The following is a 13,629-nucleotide window of genomic DNA, read 5'->3' on the forward strand; positions in this document are numbered from 1 at the left end:
GACGGCTAGCCGTTTCGCGCGGCTTTGCCAAGCTTAGCGGCAGTAGCCGTTGCCGCTCATGTCGAAGTGGAAATGATTATAATGGGCCGCGTTATAGTCGGGGCCGAGCACGGTTCCGAAGCGGCGGCAGCCCGATTTGTGCAGCGCGCGGAGGAAGTCCTGCGACGGCTTGTCACCCTTCCAGCCGCCGTCGAGCATGATGCGGCGCCCATCGGCGAGCACGAAGCCCGACACGTCGATCGCGTTTGAAAACGCGTGCTGCGACATCCGTCCCGAGCGGCCGCCATAGATATTACGGCAGCTGTAAGTGCCAAAGGTCTCGATCTTCACGACCTCGGTCCCGAAAAATTTCCGCGCGGCCGGTTTCACGGCATATTGCGCCCAAGCCGCGAAATTTTTTGCCAGCGGGCAGGTCATCGCGCCGAGGTTCGTTACCGGCGTGCCGATGTCGAGCAGCTTGACCGAATCGATCGAGGTGCAGCCGCCGCCGTGATCCTGATTGGCGAGCGGAGTGAAGCGCACCCCGGCCTGTTTGAGGTCGAAGGCGCATTGCTGCGCTTCGGCGCTGGTGAAGGACGGGGTCCCGACGGCTTGCGGGCGGTTGGGCTTGCTTGCGGTGGTCTGCTTGCCGCCCCCTTTCTTCATGACTTCGGGAGCGCCGAAACAAGCCGACAGTGCCAGCGCCGCGGTGGCGGCGATCAGGATCCGGGGTTTCAAGAAGGTCGGGATCGGCATGCCCGTCAAAATACCGACGAAATGGTTAACAAGCTGTATACCTTTTGCTCGGCTCGTCGAAAATTTCGCGCGGCCCGTGCAATTTGTTTGACAGTTGCGTGGCCCGCCCTAAACGCGGCGCCGGGCCACGCGGTCCCAACGCCGCGCGAGCTCTCTGCAAGGAGAGACTATAATGACTGAAGTGCCGACACCCGCATTGCGCCCTGCGCGCCCCTATTTCTCCTCCGGCCCCTGCGCAAAGCCGCCCGGATGGGATGCCTCCAAAATCGCAACCGAATCGCTGGGCCGCTCGCACCGCGCCAAGATCGGCAAGACGCGTCTCCAATATTGCATCGACCTGATGCGCGAAATGCTGCAGCTCCCCGACACGCACCGCATCGGTATCGTTCCGGGCTCCGACACCGGCGCCTTTGAAATGGCGATGTGGACGATGCTCGGTGCCCGCCCGGTCACGACGCTCGCTTGGGAGAGCTTCGGTGAGGGTTGGGTCACCGATGCCGCCAAGCAGCTCAAGCTCGATCCGACCGTGATCCGCGCCGATTACGGCCAGCTTCCCGACCTGACGCAGGTCGACTGGTCGAACGACGTGCTCTTCACCTGGAACGGCACCACGAGCGGCGTCCGCGTTCCGAACGGCGACTGGATCGCCGACGATCGCGAAGGTCTGTCGTTCGCCGACGCGACCAGCGCGGTGTTCGCCTACGACCTGCCGTGGGACAAGATCGACGTCGCGACCTTCAGCTGGCAGAAAGTGCTCGGCGGCGAAGGCGGCCATGGCGTGCTGATCCTTGGCCCCCGCGCGGTCGAACGGCTGGAAACCCATACCCCTGCATGGCCGCTGCCGAAGGTGTTTCGCCTCGTTTCGAAGGGCGCGCTCGCCGAGGGCGTGTTCAAGGGCGAGACGATCAACACCCCGTCGATGCTCGCGGTCGAAGACGCGATCTTTGCGCTCGAATGGGCGAAGTCGCTCGGCGGCCTCGACGGCCTGAAAGCACGCAGCGATGCGAATGCCGCCGCGCTCGACAAGATCGTTGCCGACCGCGAGTGGCTCAGCCACCTCGCCGCCGATCCCGCCAGCCGGTCGAAGACTTCGGTCTGCCTGTCGGTGGCGGGCGCCGACGAGGGCTTCATCAAGAAGTTCGCCGGGCTGCTCGATGCCGAAGGCGCGGCCTATGATATCGCAGGCTATCGCGACGCGCCTCCGGGCCTGCGGATCTGGTGCGGCGCGACCGTCGACGCCGCCGATGTCGAAGCGCTCGGCCCGTGGCTCGACTGGGCTTACGCCTCGCTCGGCGCCTGATTCTGTTCCCCGGCGCAAGCCGGGGCCCATTCCCCCATTCCGCCAGAGGTCCCGGCTTTCGCCGGGATACGGAGACATAAAATGACCGCACCCAAAGTTCTCATTTCCGACAAAATGGACCCCAAAGCCGCCGCGATCTTCAAGGAACGGGGCATCGACGTCGATGTCATCACCGGCAAGACCAAGGACGAGCTGATCGCGATGATCGGCCAATATGACGGCCTCGCGATCCGTTCGGCCACCAAGGTCACCGCCGACGTCCTCGCCGCCGCGACGAACCTGAAGGTCGTCGGCCGCGCCGGGATCGGCGTCGACAATGTCGACATTCCCGAGGCGTCGAAGAAGGGCGTCATCGTGATGAACACCCCGTTCGGCAACAGCATCACCACCGCCGAACATGCGATCGCGATGATGTTCGCGCTCGCGCGCCAGATTCCCGAAGCCAACGCCGGAACGCAGGCGGGCAAATGGCCGAAGAATGATTTCATGGGGGTCGAGCTGACCTCGAAGACGCTCGGCCTGATCGGCTGCGGCAATATCGGCAGCATCGTTGCCGAGCGCGCGCTGGGCCTGCGCATGAAGGTCGTCGCCTTCGACCCCTTCCTGACCCCCGAGCGGGCGATCGAACTCGGCGTCGAAAAGGCCGATCTCGACACCCTGCTCGCCAAGGCCGATTTCATCACGCTGCACACGCCGCTGACCGACCAGACGCGCAACATCCTGTCGGCCGAGAATATCGCGAAAGCGAAGAGGGGCGTGCGGATCATCAACTGCGCGCGCGGCGGGCTGATCGACGAAGTGGCGCTGAAAGACGCCCTCGAAAGCGGGCAAGTCGCGGGCGCAGCGCTCGACGTGTTTGTGCAGGAGCCGCCGGCGGCGGACCATCCGCTGTTCGGCGCGCCGAACTTCATCTGTACCCCGCACCTTGGCGCGTCGACCGACGAAGCGCAGGTCAATGTCGCGATCCAGGTGGCCGAGCAGCTGTCGGATTACCTTCTCACCGGTGGCATCACCAACGCGCTCAACGTGCCGAGCCTGTCGGCCGAGGAAGCCCCGAAGCTGCGCCCCTATATGAGCCTCGCCGAAAAGCTCGGCAGCCTCGTCGGCCAGCTTGCGCACGATAACCTCACCACGATCTCGGTCGAAGTCGAAGGCGCCGCCGCCGAACTGAACCTCAAGCCAATCACCGCTGCGGTGCTCACCGGCCTGATGCGCCGTTATTCGGACAGCGTGAACATGGTCAACGCCCCGCATCTCGCGCGCGAGCGCGGGCTCGATGTCCGCGAAGTCCGCCACGACCGCGACGGCGACTATCACACGCTCGTCCGCGTCACCGTGGCGACCAGCGACGGCGACCGCTCGGTCGCGGGCACTTTGTTCAGCAACGGCGACCCCCGCCTCGTCGAGATGTTCGGCATCAAGGTCGAGGCCGATCTCGACGGCCACATGCTCTATATCGTCAACGAGGACGCACCGGGCTTCATCGGCCGCATCGGCACCGCGCTCGGCGAAGCCGGGCTCAACATCGGCACCTTCCACCTCGGCCGCCGCGATGCGGGCGGCGAAGCTGTCCTGTTGCTGTCGCTCGATTCGCCGATGCCCGAGCCTTTGCTGTGGCAGCTCTGCCAGCTTCCCGGCGTGAAGACGGTGAAGGGCCTGAAGTTCTGACCTTAAGCCCCCCTCCCGCTTGCGGGAGGGGTTAGGGGAGGGCATGTCAGCACTGGACTGACCGCAACAAGCCCTCCCCCGTCCCCTCCCACAAGTGGGAGGGGAGTTATTGACTCCGCTCTCTGCCGTTCTAAGGCCGCACCCATGACCAAGGCCCCTGCCCTGCTGCCCGAAGGTTTGCGCGACCGTCTCCCCCAACAGGCGGAGGCCGCGTCACGCGTCACCCGCGCACTCGTCGATGCGATGCGCGCGCACGGCTATGGCCGCGTCTCGCCGCCGCTCGCCGAGTTTCGCGAGACGCTCGGCGGCGAGGATGAGCGCTCGACCCGCGACCTCCTCCGCTTCACCGATCCGGTGTCGCAGCGCACGCTGGCGCTGCGTCCCGACATCACACGACAGGTCGGCCGCATCGCAACCTCGCTGCTCGTCGGCGCGCCGCGCCCGCTGCGCCTCTGCTATGCCGGGCAAGTCGTCAAACTGCGCGCCAGCCAGCTCCGCCCCGCGCGCGAAATGCTCCAGGTCGGTGCCGAACTGATCGGCAGCGACAGCGTCGCCGCGGCGCGCGAGATCGTGACCGTCGCGATCGACGCGCTCGAGGCCGCAGGCATCGGCCCCGTCACGATCGATTTCACCCTGCCCGACGTCGTCGATCTGCTCGCGGGCGGCCCGCTGCCCGTCGACGTCGATATCCAGCAATTGCGCGACGAGCTCGACGCCAAGGATGCCGGCGCGCTGACCCGCCTCGGGGCAGAAGCCTATTTGCCGCTGCTCCGCGCAACCGGTCCGTTCGACCAGGCGATCACCGACCTGCGCGCCTTCGACACCACTGGAGTCCTCACCGCCCGCATCGACGCGCTCGAAGCGATCGCGGCGCCGGTGCGTGGCCGCGTCACGCTGACGCTCGACCCCACAGAGCGCCACGGCTTCGCCTATCAAAGCTGGTTCGGCTTTCAGATCTTCGTCCCCGGCCAGGGCGATGCCGTGGGCCGCGGCGGCGGCTATTCGATTCCAGTCGGCGAACAGGAAGAATCGGCGGTCGGCTTTTCGCTCTATCCCGATCCGCTGATCGATGCGGGTCTCGGCGCCGAAGATGACGCCGACCGCCGCATCTTCCTTCCCCTCGGCCACGATCCCGCGCTCGCGGCCAGCCTCCGCGCCGACGATTGGCAGACGGTAGCGGCGCTGTCCGAAGGTGATGATGCCAAGGCGCTTGGATGCGGCTGGCGCCTTGGCCCGGATGGGCCAGTCGAAGCCTAGAAGTCGGATATTCCGAAGCGCGGAATGCCCTGATTGATCCCCGGCGGGTCGAGCACGGTTACGTCAAGTTCAACCGGCTCGCCAATCCAGTGCGCCAGCGTGGTATGATCGGCCAAGTCGTCATCGGTCAGCGGATGCACCAGCGCGCGCAGCCCGGTCGCCTCGATCGTCGCGACCACCGCCGGAACCGCCGCACCAAGAAAATGCACCTCATATTGCGCGATCGGATGCGGCCCGGCGGCGCCGTCGGTCATATCGCCGACGAACAATATGGCGGGATCGCGGCCAAAGCCGTCGCGCAATTCGGTGGCGGCTGCACGTTCACCGTCGTTGAAATAGATATGGGCATGATGGGGCGCATCGGGGTCGATCATCGCGGGCATCCTTCTTTCCGTCTCGCTACCTTGTCGAAAAGAGCGACGCAACCGCGCCACACCGCTTGCCTCTTCGGCCAAATCCGCTAAGGCCGCGCCGGGTCAGAATGGCCCCGCACAGCAGGACATTGTCATGGCAAATGTTACCGTCATCGGGTCGCAATGGGGCGACGAGGGCAAGGGCAAGATCGTCGACTGGCTCGCCAGCCGCGCCGACGCCGTCGTCCGTTTCCAGGGCGGTCACAATGCCGGCCATACGCTCGTCGTTGGCGAACAGGTCTACAAGCTGTCGCTGCTTCCCTCGGGCATCGTCACCGGGACGCTGTCGATCATCGGCAACGGCGTCGTCCTCGACCCGTGGGCGCTGCGCGACGAGATCACCAAGCTGCGCGGCCAAGGCGTTGCCATCAACCCCGAGAATTTTGCGATCGCCGACAATTGCGCGCTGATCCTGCCCTTCCACCGCGACCTCGACGCGCTGCGCGAGACCGCCGCTGGCGCGGGCAAGATCGGCACCACCGGGCGCGGCATCGGCCCTGCCTATGAAGACAAGGTCGGCCGCCGTGCGATCCGCGTCTGCGACCTCGCGCACCTCGACAAGCTCGAACCGCAGCTCGACCGTCTGACCGCGCATCACGACGCGCTGCGCGCCGGCTTTGGCGAACCGCCGATCGACCGCGAGCGCCTGATCGCCGACCTCACCGAAATCGCCGACTATGTGCTCGAATATGCACAGCCGGTGTGGAAGCGCCTGAAAAAGGTCCGCAAGGCCGGCGCGCGCATCCTGTTCGAAGGCGCGCAGGGCGTGCTGCTCGACGTCGATCACGGCACCTACCCCTTCGTCACCAGCTCGAACACCGTCAGCGGCACCGCCGCTTCGGGCTCGGGCCTCGGCCCCGGTGCGGTCGGTTTCGTGCTCGGTATCGCCAAAGCCTATACGACGCGCGTCGGCAGCGGCCCCTTCCCCACCGAACTCGAAGATGACATCGGCCAGAAGCTCGGCGAGCGCGGCCACGAGTTTGGCACCGTCACCGGGCGCAAGCGCCGCTGCGGCTGGTTCGACGCCGTGCTCGTGCGCCAGAGCTGCGCCGTCTCGGGCGTCACCGGCATCGCGCTCACCAAGCTCGACGTCCTCGACGGCTTCGACACGATCCGCATCTGCACCGGCTATCGGCTGCGCGGCAAGATCCTCGACTATTTCCCCGCGCACTCGGCGGATCAGGCCGAGGTCGAGCCGATTTACGAGGAAATGGACGGCTGGCAGGAAACGACCGCCGGCGCGCGCAGCTATGCCGATCTGCCCGCACAGGCGATCAAATATATCCAGCGCGTCCAGGAACTGATCGAAACCCCGATCGCGCTCGTGTCAACCAGCCCCGAGCGCGAGGACACCATCCTGATCCGCGATCCGTTCAGCGATTGACGATGCGCCGGGAGTTTCGACTCCCGCGCATTCCAATGCCTGGGCCAGGTCGGCGATAATATCTTCGACCTCCTCCAACCCGACCGACAGGCGGATCAGCCCGTCCGAAATCCCGTATTCGGCGCGTTCTTCGCGCGAGTAGGTCGAGTGCGTCATGCTCGCGGGATGCTGGATCAGGCTTTCGGCATCGCCCAGCGACACCGCGCGATGGATCAGCTTCAGGCGGTTCATCATCGCGACCCCCGCCGCATAACCATCGTGCAGTTCGAACGCGATCATTCCGCCAAATCCACCCATCTGCCGCATGGCCAGGTCGCGCTGACCAAAGCTCGTCAGCCCCGGGTAATGCACCGCGGCGACCGCCGGATGCGCTTCGAGCATGTCCGCGATCACCATCGCCGACCGGCAATGCTCGGCCATTCGCAGCTTCAACGTTTTCAGCCCGCGCATCACTAGCATCGCATTGAATGGCGCCATGATCGCGCCGGTCATATCCTTGATCCCGACCAGCCGCACCTCGGCCATATCGCCCGCATTGCCGACCGCGATCCCGCCGACCAGATCGCCATGTCCGCCCAGATATTTGGTCGCCGAATGGACGACTATATCGGCGCCCAGGATGATCGGCTGGGTCAGCACCGGGGTCGCATAGGTATTGTCGACCACGGTCCGCGCGCCATGATCGCGCGCGATGGCCGATACCGCGGCAATATCGATCAGCCGCATATTGGGATTGGCCGGGGTCTCGAAATAGACGATCTTTGTAGCAGGCGAGATATGGCGGGACAGATTGTCGGCCTCGGTCAGATCTACATGGGTGATGGTGACGCCAAAACGCGCCAGACCGTGCCGCATGAACGCAAAGGTGCAGCCATAGAGGGTCTTGTCGACGATCACTTCGTCGCCGGGCTTCAGGAATGACCATAGCACCCCGGCGATCGCCCCCATCCCCGATGCGGTGGCGACGGCCGCTTCGCCGCCCTCCAGCAAGGCCATGCGCTTTTCCAGCAGATCGAGTGTGGGATTGGACACCCTGCTGTAGAAATATCCCGGGCGCTCGCCCGCAAAGATTTCGGCGCCAGCCTCTGCCGTGTCGAAAACGAACGTCGAACTGAGGTGCAGGGGCGGACAGAGCGCCCCGTCATGCGCCTTTGGATCATAGCCGGCATGGATCGCCTGCGTCGCAAAACCCGTCTTCGAAACGCCCGTCATATCCTGCTCTCCCGATCTTTCCGATGGAGCCCGGAATATCAGGAACGCTCTGGCAAGTGCTGCTCATTACAACTATGAAAACGACATATTTTGGCATATTATGCCACGATTATGCCTCTTGACCAAAAAGATCACCAGATTGTCCGTGCCCTTTTGCAGGATGGGCGCCTGACGAACCAGGATTTGGCGTCGCGGGTTAATCTGTCGCCATCACCCTGTTTGCGACGCGTCCGATTGCTCGAGGAACGCGGGGTCATCAAGGGTTATGCCGCTCTGGTCGATCAGAAAGCTTATGGCTTCCCCCTCACAATTTTCGTCGGCATCAAGCTCGACGGTCATGGCAAACTCAATGTGAGGCAATTCGAGGAACGTGTCGCGACAATCGAGGAGATTCTCGACTGCTTCCTGATGACTGGCGATATGGATTATCTTCTGCGCGTCGTCGCCACCGACCTCGAAGGATATGAACGCTTTGTTCGCGAAACCTTGCATATGATTCCCGGCGTGGCGTCGATCGACACCAGTTTTGCCTACGGAGTAGTTAAACAAAGCCGGGTCTTTCCTATGCCGCAAACGGTGGTCAGGGATTGAAACTACCCACATCGCGGATTGCCGCCACAAAGCCCGCCGGATCGTCCTCCTGAATGAAATGCCCGCCTTTCAATGTGCGGTGCGCGGCGCCCTGCGTTCCCGGTACCCGGCTGGTGAACAGTGCATCGCCGCCGCGCGTGATCGGGTCGCCGTCGGAAAAGCAGCAGAGGAAGGGCTTGTCGAACGCCTCCAGCGCCGCCCATGCGCGCTTCTGGTCGGGTACCGCGACATTCTCGCCAAGCGGTACGAAGGACGGAAAGACGCGCGCCGCGACCTTCGATGCGCGCGTAGGAAACGGCGCGTCATAGGCTGCAATTTCGGCGGCGCTCAACTCGCGCTTGGTCCCCGCCTTGACGATCTTGCCGATCGGGAAAACCGGACTGTAGCGCGAGAAACCGCGCCAGATGGCAAAGGCGCGCGGTGCCGGCTGGCCTTCGGGCAGCCCCCCGTTCGACAGCGCGACCCCCGCGAAACGCTCGGGCATTTCGGCGACGAGGCGAAGGCCGATCAGCGAGCCCCAGTCCTGGCAGGCGAGGATGATACCCCGAAGATCGAGCGCCTCGATCCATTGCCGCATCCACGCCACCTGCGCCGCATAGCTGTACGCGCCGCGATCGAGCGGCTTGTCCGACCGCCCGAAACCGATGAGGTCGGGCGCGACAACGCGAAAACCCGCCGCCGCTACAGGACCGATCATATGGCGGTACAGATAGGACCAGGTCGGCTCGCCGTGCAGCATCAGCACCGGCTGCGCATCGGCTGCGCCCTCGTCGACATAGTGGACACGCAGCCCGCCCGCGATTTCCAGATAGTTCGGCGCATAAGGCCAGTCGGGCAGCGCTTCGAAACGCGCGTCCGGCGTGCGGTATATGGTCATGATGATGAATCCCCCCGCGACCATCTTAGGCGGTGCCTCGCCGCTGGCAATACTTGCTGTCCGCCGGTGAGGGGTTAGGGTGGCGCGATGCGCAGCCTGCTCGCCCCGATGTTGCTCCTCCTCGCGGCCTGCGGTTCGGCGAATTCGCAGACCCCCGCCTTGCCCAAAGGAACGAAGGCCGACCGGCTGCTCGTCGACAAGAGCGAGCGGGTGCTGATCGCCTATGCGGGCAACCGCGAAATCGTCCGCTACAGGAATATCCGCTTCGGCGATGCCCCGACGGGGCACAAGCAATTCGAAGGCGATGAGCGCACGCCCGAGGGGACGTACCGGATCAACGGCCGCAACCCGGCCAGCGCCTATCATCTGTCCCTGCGCATATCATACCCCAACGCGGCCGACCGCGCTTTTGCCAAGGCGAAGGGGCGATCGCCCGGCGGCGACATTTTCGTCCATGGCCAACCCAACGCCTGGCCCGGACCGCCGATCGCGCGCGACTGGACCGACGGTTGTATTGCCTTGTCGAACGCCGAGATAAAACAGCTGTGGGATATCGTGCCCGACGGCATCCCGATCACCATCCGCCCCTAAGGAACCCCCTATGTCGCGCCACATCCTCGTCTTTTACGGTAGCTACCGCCGCGACCGGCAGGGCATCAAACTTGCCCGCTGGATTGTCGAAGCGCTCGGCGCACGCGGAGACCGCGCCGAATTGATCGATGCCAAGGCGGTCGACCTGCCGATGCTCGATCGGCGTTTCAGCGACTATCCGCCGGGCGAGGCGCCGCCGGCGATGGCTGAGCTGGCGACGCGTATCGCCGCCGCCGATGGCTTCGTCTTTGTCACCGGCGAATATAATGGCGGTCTTCAGCCGGGGCTCAAGAATCTGACCGACCATTTCCTCGAACAATATGGCTGGCGGCCGGCGGCGATCGCATCCTATTCGGCCGGGCCCTTTGCGGGGATCAAATCGGCGACCGCATGGCGCGGCACGCTCGCCGTGATGGGGATGGTGGTCACCTCGACCGCGCTATCGCTCGCGCGCATCGGCGGCGCGTTCGACGCCGATGGTCAGCCGGCGGGCGAAGATGGCGGGCGGCTCGCCAAAGCCTTTCCGCGCTTCGCCGACGATCTGGTCTGGTGGGTCGATGCCGCAAAGGCGCAGCGCACCAAGGCCGGCACGCCTTCCTAACCCGACTTGAGTTCGGCGTTGAGCCGCAAACTCGCACGCCAGAAAAAGAAGGCGGGGATGAGACCGAGCCAGGCGGCGCCATAGAGCACCCAGCGCACGCTTTCCTGTCCGGCGAGCGGCTGCAGCGCATCCGACAACACTCCGAACAGGAATGGGCCAAAACCCAGCCCGATCAGATTTTGCCCGAACAGCATGACCGAGGCGGCGACCGCGCGCGCCTGCGGGCGCACCAGCCCCTGCACACAGCCATAGGCCGGCCCGTAATAGGCCGAGTTCAGGACCGTGGGGATGATGAGCAGGGCGACGGCAATGCGCCAGTCTTCCATAAAATAGCCGAGGAACAGGATCGGCGCGGCAATGGCCATGCCAACGGCCGGAAAGGTCAGAATGTGCCGCTTGTCGCGCGCGCCGAACTTGTCCGCCATCTTGCCGCCGAGCCAGGTGCCGAGCACGCCTGCCAGCCCGAGCACGACGGCCATCGAAAGTCCCGCTTCGGTCGTCGACAGCCCGTGACTGCGGATGAAGAAGCTGATCGTCCACAGCGCCTTGCCATAGCCGAGGAAGGCAACGACCGACGATGCGATCAGGATGTAAATGAACGCACGCGAGGCGAAAATCTCGCGCATCGCCTCGCCGGTCGAAAGCGGGACGGCCGCGGCCGCGGTCGCTGCAGCCTCGGCGGTCCGGCTGTGCCGTGGTTCGCGCATCACGAACAGAACGACGAGCGCGAGCAGCAAACCCGGTGCGCCCACCATCATCAGCGCGACCCGCCAACCGTACAGATCGTTGACGACGCCGCCGATAATCAGCCCGAGCAGCGATCCGATCGGCACGCCGAGGCCGTAAAAGGCGATCGCAGACGAGCGTTTTTCGGGCGGCACGCTGTCCGAAATCAGCGAGTGCGCCGCGGGGGTGCACCCTGCCTCACCGACCCCGACCCCGATGCGCGCGAACAGCAGCTGGACGAAATTCTGCGCGAGGCCGCAGACTGCGGTCATCGCCGACCAGATCGCGAGCGCGAGCGAGATCAGACGGACGCGGTTCGTTCCCTCCTTGTCGGCATAGCGCGCGATGGGAATGCCGAGCAGCGCGTAGAAGACCGCAAAAGCCGGACCGGCAAGCAGACCCAGCTGCGTGTCCGAAAGCCCGAGGTCAGCCTTGATCGGTTCGGCAAGGATGTTGACGATCTGCCGGTCGAGGAAATTGAAGATATAGACGATCAGCAGGATCCACAGCATCGTCCGCGTCTGCGATGAAACGCCGGTGGCCGGTGTGACGATGCCCTGCGACGAGGCAACTTTGTCGGTCATTATTATCTCCCGCCGCCATCGGAGCAGACCCGAGGGAGTGGTGTCAACGCCGTTGCGCGACTCCACAAATGCCCGCTTGCAATTGCCGCTACGGCTGCCAGCCTGTGGCGCATGCAAAAAATCTCGCTGCTCGTCGCCATCGCCCTGCTCGCCATCGCCCCCGCCGCCGCGATGCCCCCGCCTCTCCCGCCGGTCGAGGACAAGGATGCCGCGACGCTGCAGGCCGAAATGACCAGCGGGTCGATGTATGAAGAATTGCTGATCACGCTTTATCTTGACCGCATCCTTAAGGTCGACGATTACGGTCCGAAGCTCGACTCCGTCATCGCAACCTTCCCCGATGTGCAGGCGGATGCCAAGCGTCTCCACGAAGAGCGTAAGACGGGCAAATTGCGCGGCCCGCTCCACGGCATCCCGATCCTCATCAAGGACAATATCGAAGCGAAAGGCCCCGTTCCGACGACCGCTGGCTCGCTGGCGCTCAAAGGCAGCGTCACCAACCGCGACGCGCCGCTGGTCGCACGGCTGCGCGACGCGGGCGCGATCATCCTCGGCAAGACCAACCTCAGCGAATGGGCGAACATCCGCTCGGACCATTCGACGAGCGGCTGGAGCGCGGTTGGCGGGCTCACCAAAAACCCCCATGCGCTGGACCGCAATACCTGCGGCTCTTCATCGGGCAGCGCCGCGGCAGCGGCGGCGTCACTTGCACCGCTGACCATCGGCACCGAAACCGACGGGTCGATCACCTGCCCCGCGGGCGTCAATGGCGTCGTCGGTTTCAAACCGACCGTCGGCCTCGTCAGCCGCACGCATATCGTGCCGATCAGCCATAGTCAGGACACCGCGGGTCCCATCACGCTGACCGTGCGCGATGCCGCGGCGGTGATGACGGTGATCGCCGGAAGCGACCCCGCCGATCCGGCCACGGTGGAGGCCGATGCCCGCAAGACAGACTATACCGCAGCGCTGTCGCCGGGCGCGCTCAAAGGAAAACGCATCGGCGTGCTGCGCGACCGGATCGGCGATCGTGCCGATGTCGCCGCGCTGTTCGACGCGGCATTGAAACAAATGGCCGGTCTCGGCGCGACATTGGTCGAGATCGCCGACAGCCAGAAAGGCACCGAAGGGCTCGGCGCCGCCGAATTCGAAATACTCATGACCGAATTCAAGGCCGACCTCGGCACCTATCTACAGACGCTTCCCACGGCTGCCACGCCGAAAACGCTCGCCGATGTTATCGCATTCAACCAGGCGAACGCCGAAGAGCTGAAATGGTTCGACCAGTCGCTGTTCGAACTCGCCGAAAGCAAGGGCGGGCTCGATAGCGCCGCCTATCTCGCCGCGCGCGAAAAGGCGGCACGGCTCGCGGGCCCCGAAGGCATCGACCGGTTGCTCAAGACCCATAACGTCGATCTGCTCGTCGGGGTCACCAACGGTCCCGCGTGGGTCAGCGACCTTGCCAAAGGCGACAGCTATAGCAGCCCCGGCACCAGCCAGCTTCCCGCCGTCGCCGGCTATCCGCACCTGACCGTGCCGATGGGCGCGGTCGAGGGCTTGCCGATCGGCCTGTCCTTCATCGGACCGAAGTGGAGTGACGCCGTGGTGCTGGCTGCCGGCTATTCCTATGAGCAGGCAAGCCGGAAGCGGGTGACGCCGACCTATCGAGCGGGTGCGATCCCCTGAATCG

The 13,629-nt window shown here is 64.8% G+C and carries 13 protein-coding genes; 8 read left to right on the forward strand and 5 right to left on the reverse strand.

Features of this window, described 5'->3' with window-relative positions:
* Positions 1-33 precede the first annotated feature (33 nt).
* On the reverse strand, positions 34-735 hold the full coding sequence (locus AC07NV_RS10700) for an extensin family protein (protein ID WP_495166332.1): 702 nt from the start codon (positions 733-735) through the stop codon (positions 34-36).
* 172 nt (positions 736-907) lie between these two features.
* Between AC07NV_RS10700 and AC07NV_RS10705 the strand changes: the two genes are divergently transcribed.
* The 3 genes from AC07NV_RS10705 to AC07NV_RS10715 all read left to right on the forward strand — a co-directional run bounded on the left by AC07NV_RS10705 (position 908) and on the right by AC07NV_RS10715 (position 4,960).
* Positions 908-2,035: a phosphoserine transaminase gene (locus tag AC07NV_RS10705; RefSeq protein ID WP_495166333.1), complete on the forward strand. Its 1,128-nt coding sequence runs from the start codon at positions 908-910 to the stop codon at positions 2,033-2,035.
* Between the two features lie 81 nt (positions 2,036-2,116).
* Positions 2,117-3,703 (forward strand): phosphoglycerate dehydrogenase, encoded by a 1,587-nt coding sequence (serA, locus tag AC07NV_RS10710; protein ID WP_495166334.1) that lies wholly within the window; start codon positions 2,117-2,119, stop codon positions 3,701-3,703.
* A 144-nt stretch (positions 3,704-3,847) separates the two neighbouring features.
* Positions 3,848-4,960 (forward strand): ATP phosphoribosyltransferase regulatory subunit, encoded by a 1,113-nt coding sequence (locus tag AC07NV_RS10715; RefSeq protein WP_495166335.1) that lies wholly within the window; start codon positions 3,848-3,850, stop codon positions 4,958-4,960.
* Here AC07NV_RS10715 and AC07NV_RS10720 read toward each other — a convergent pair.
* Positions 4,957-5,334 (reverse strand): DOPA 4,5-dioxygenase family protein, encoded by a 378-nt coding sequence (locus AC07NV_RS10720; RefSeq protein ID WP_495166336.1) that lies wholly within the window; start codon positions 5,332-5,334, stop codon positions 4,957-4,959. The two genes, AC07NV_RS10715 and AC07NV_RS10720, sit on opposite strands and share 4 nt — an antisense overlap.
* A 133-nt stretch (positions 5,335-5,467) precedes the next feature.
* Between AC07NV_RS10720 and AC07NV_RS10725 the strand changes: the two genes are divergently transcribed.
* The gene (locus AC07NV_RS10725) at positions 5,468-6,757 is read left to right on the forward strand and encodes an adenylosuccinate synthase (protein ID WP_495166337.1); all 1,290 of its coding nucleotides are present in this window, start codon (positions 5,468-5,470) and stop codon (positions 6,755-6,757) included.
* Here AC07NV_RS10725 and AC07NV_RS10730 read toward each other — a convergent pair.
* Complete coding sequence (locus tag AC07NV_RS10730) at positions 6,701-7,969, reverse strand: methionine gamma-lyase (RefSeq protein ID WP_495166338.1); 1,269 nt, start codon at positions 7,967-7,969, stop codon at positions 6,701-6,703. The genes AC07NV_RS10725 and AC07NV_RS10730 overlap by 57 nt on opposite strands.
* A gap of 90 nt (positions 7,970-8,059) precedes the next feature.
* On the opposite strand from AC07NV_RS10730, the gene AC07NV_RS10735 reads away from it, so the two are divergent.
* Positions 8,060-8,560 (forward strand): Lrp/AsnC family transcriptional regulator, encoded by a 501-nt coding sequence (locus AC07NV_RS10735; RefSeq protein WP_495166339.1) that lies wholly within the window; start codon positions 8,060-8,062, stop codon positions 8,558-8,560.
* Here the strand turns inward: AC07NV_RS10735 and AC07NV_RS10740 are convergent.
* Positions 8,550-9,437, reverse strand: a complete 888-nt coding sequence (locus AC07NV_RS10740) for a haloalkane dehalogenase (RefSeq protein ID WP_495166340.1) — start codon at positions 9,435-9,437, stop codon at positions 8,550-8,552. The two genes, AC07NV_RS10735 and AC07NV_RS10740, sit on opposite strands and share 11 nt — an antisense overlap.
* Before the next feature lie 87 nt (positions 9,438-9,524).
* On the opposite strand from AC07NV_RS10740, the gene AC07NV_RS10745 reads away from it, so the two are divergent.
* On the forward strand, positions 9,525-10,028 hold the full coding sequence (locus tag AC07NV_RS10745; RefSeq protein ID WP_495166341.1) for a L,D-transpeptidase family protein: 504 nt from the start codon (positions 9,525-9,527) through the stop codon (positions 10,026-10,028).
* A 10-nt stretch (positions 10,029-10,038) separates the two neighbouring features.
* Positions 10,039-10,629: an NADPH-dependent FMN reductase gene (locus tag AC07NV_RS10750; RefSeq protein ID WP_495166342.1), complete on the forward strand. Its 591-nt coding sequence runs from the start codon at positions 10,039-10,041 to the stop codon at positions 10,627-10,629.
* On the opposite strand, the gene AC07NV_RS10755 is transcribed toward AC07NV_RS10750, so the two are convergent.
* Positions 10,626-11,939: a spinster family MFS transporter gene (locus tag AC07NV_RS10755; protein ID WP_495166343.1), complete on the reverse strand. Its 1,314-nt coding sequence runs from the start codon at positions 11,937-11,939 to the stop codon at positions 10,626-10,628. The two genes, AC07NV_RS10750 and AC07NV_RS10755, sit on opposite strands and share 4 nt — an antisense overlap.
* Before the next feature lie 111 nt (positions 11,940-12,050).
* Between AC07NV_RS10755 and AC07NV_RS10760 the strand changes: the two genes are divergently transcribed.
* A complete protein-coding gene (locus AC07NV_RS10760) occupies positions 12,051-13,625 on the forward strand; it encodes an amidase (RefSeq protein ID WP_495166344.1) in 1,575 nt (524 codons plus the stop codon).
* The last annotated feature ends 4 nt before the right edge of the window (positions 13,626-13,629 follow it).

The sequence above is a fragment of the Sphingopyxis sp. GW821-FHT10B01 genome, assembly GCF_059415685.1.

What these genes read in the sequence shown, in the direction of transcription:
- AC07NV_RS10700 (WP_495166332.1), bottom strand. Translation starts at nt 735, where the DNA reads ATGCCGATCCCGACCTTCTTGAAACCCCGGATCCTGATCGCCGCCACC.
- AC07NV_RS10705 (WP_495166333.1), top strand. Translation starts at nt 908, where the DNA reads ATGACTGAAGTGCCGACACCCGCATTGCGCCCTGCGCGCCCCTATTTC.
- serA (WP_495166334.1), top strand. Translation starts at nt 2,117, where the DNA reads ATGACCGCACCCAAAGTTCTCATTTCCGACAAAATGGACCCCAAAGCC.
- AC07NV_RS10715 (WP_495166335.1), top strand. Translation starts at nt 3,848, where the DNA reads ATGACCAAGGCCCCTGCCCTGCTGCCCGAAGGTTTGCGCGACCGTCTC.
- AC07NV_RS10720 (WP_495166336.1), bottom strand. Translation starts at nt 5,334, where the DNA reads ATGATCGACCCCGATGCGCCCCATCATGCCCATATCTATTTCAACGAC.
- AC07NV_RS10725 (WP_495166337.1), top strand. Translation starts at nt 5,468, where the DNA reads ATGGCAAATGTTACCGTCATCGGGTCGCAATGGGGCGACGAGGGCAAG.
- AC07NV_RS10730 (WP_495166338.1), bottom strand. Translation starts at nt 7,969, where the DNA reads ATGACGGGCGTTTCGAAGACGGGTTTTGCGACGCAGGCGATCCATGCC.
- AC07NV_RS10740 (WP_495166340.1), bottom strand. Translation starts at nt 9,437, where the DNA reads ATGACCATATACCGCACGCCGGACGCGCGTTTCGAAGCGCTGCCCGAC.
- AC07NV_RS10745 (WP_495166341.1), top strand. Translation starts at nt 9,525, where the DNA reads ATGCGCAGCCTGCTCGCCCCGATGTTGCTCCTCCTCGCGGCCTGCGGT.
- AC07NV_RS10750 (WP_495166342.1), top strand. Translation starts at nt 10,039, where the DNA reads ATGTCGCGCCACATCCTCGTCTTTTACGGTAGCTACCGCCGCGACCGG.
- AC07NV_RS10755 (WP_495166343.1), bottom strand. Translation starts at nt 11,939, where the DNA reads ATGACCGACAAAGTTGCCTCGTCGCAGGGCATCGTCACACCGGCCACC.
- AC07NV_RS10760 (WP_495166344.1), top strand. Translation starts at nt 12,051, where the DNA reads ATGCAAAAAATCTCGCTGCTCGTCGCCATCGCCCTGCTCGCCATCGCC.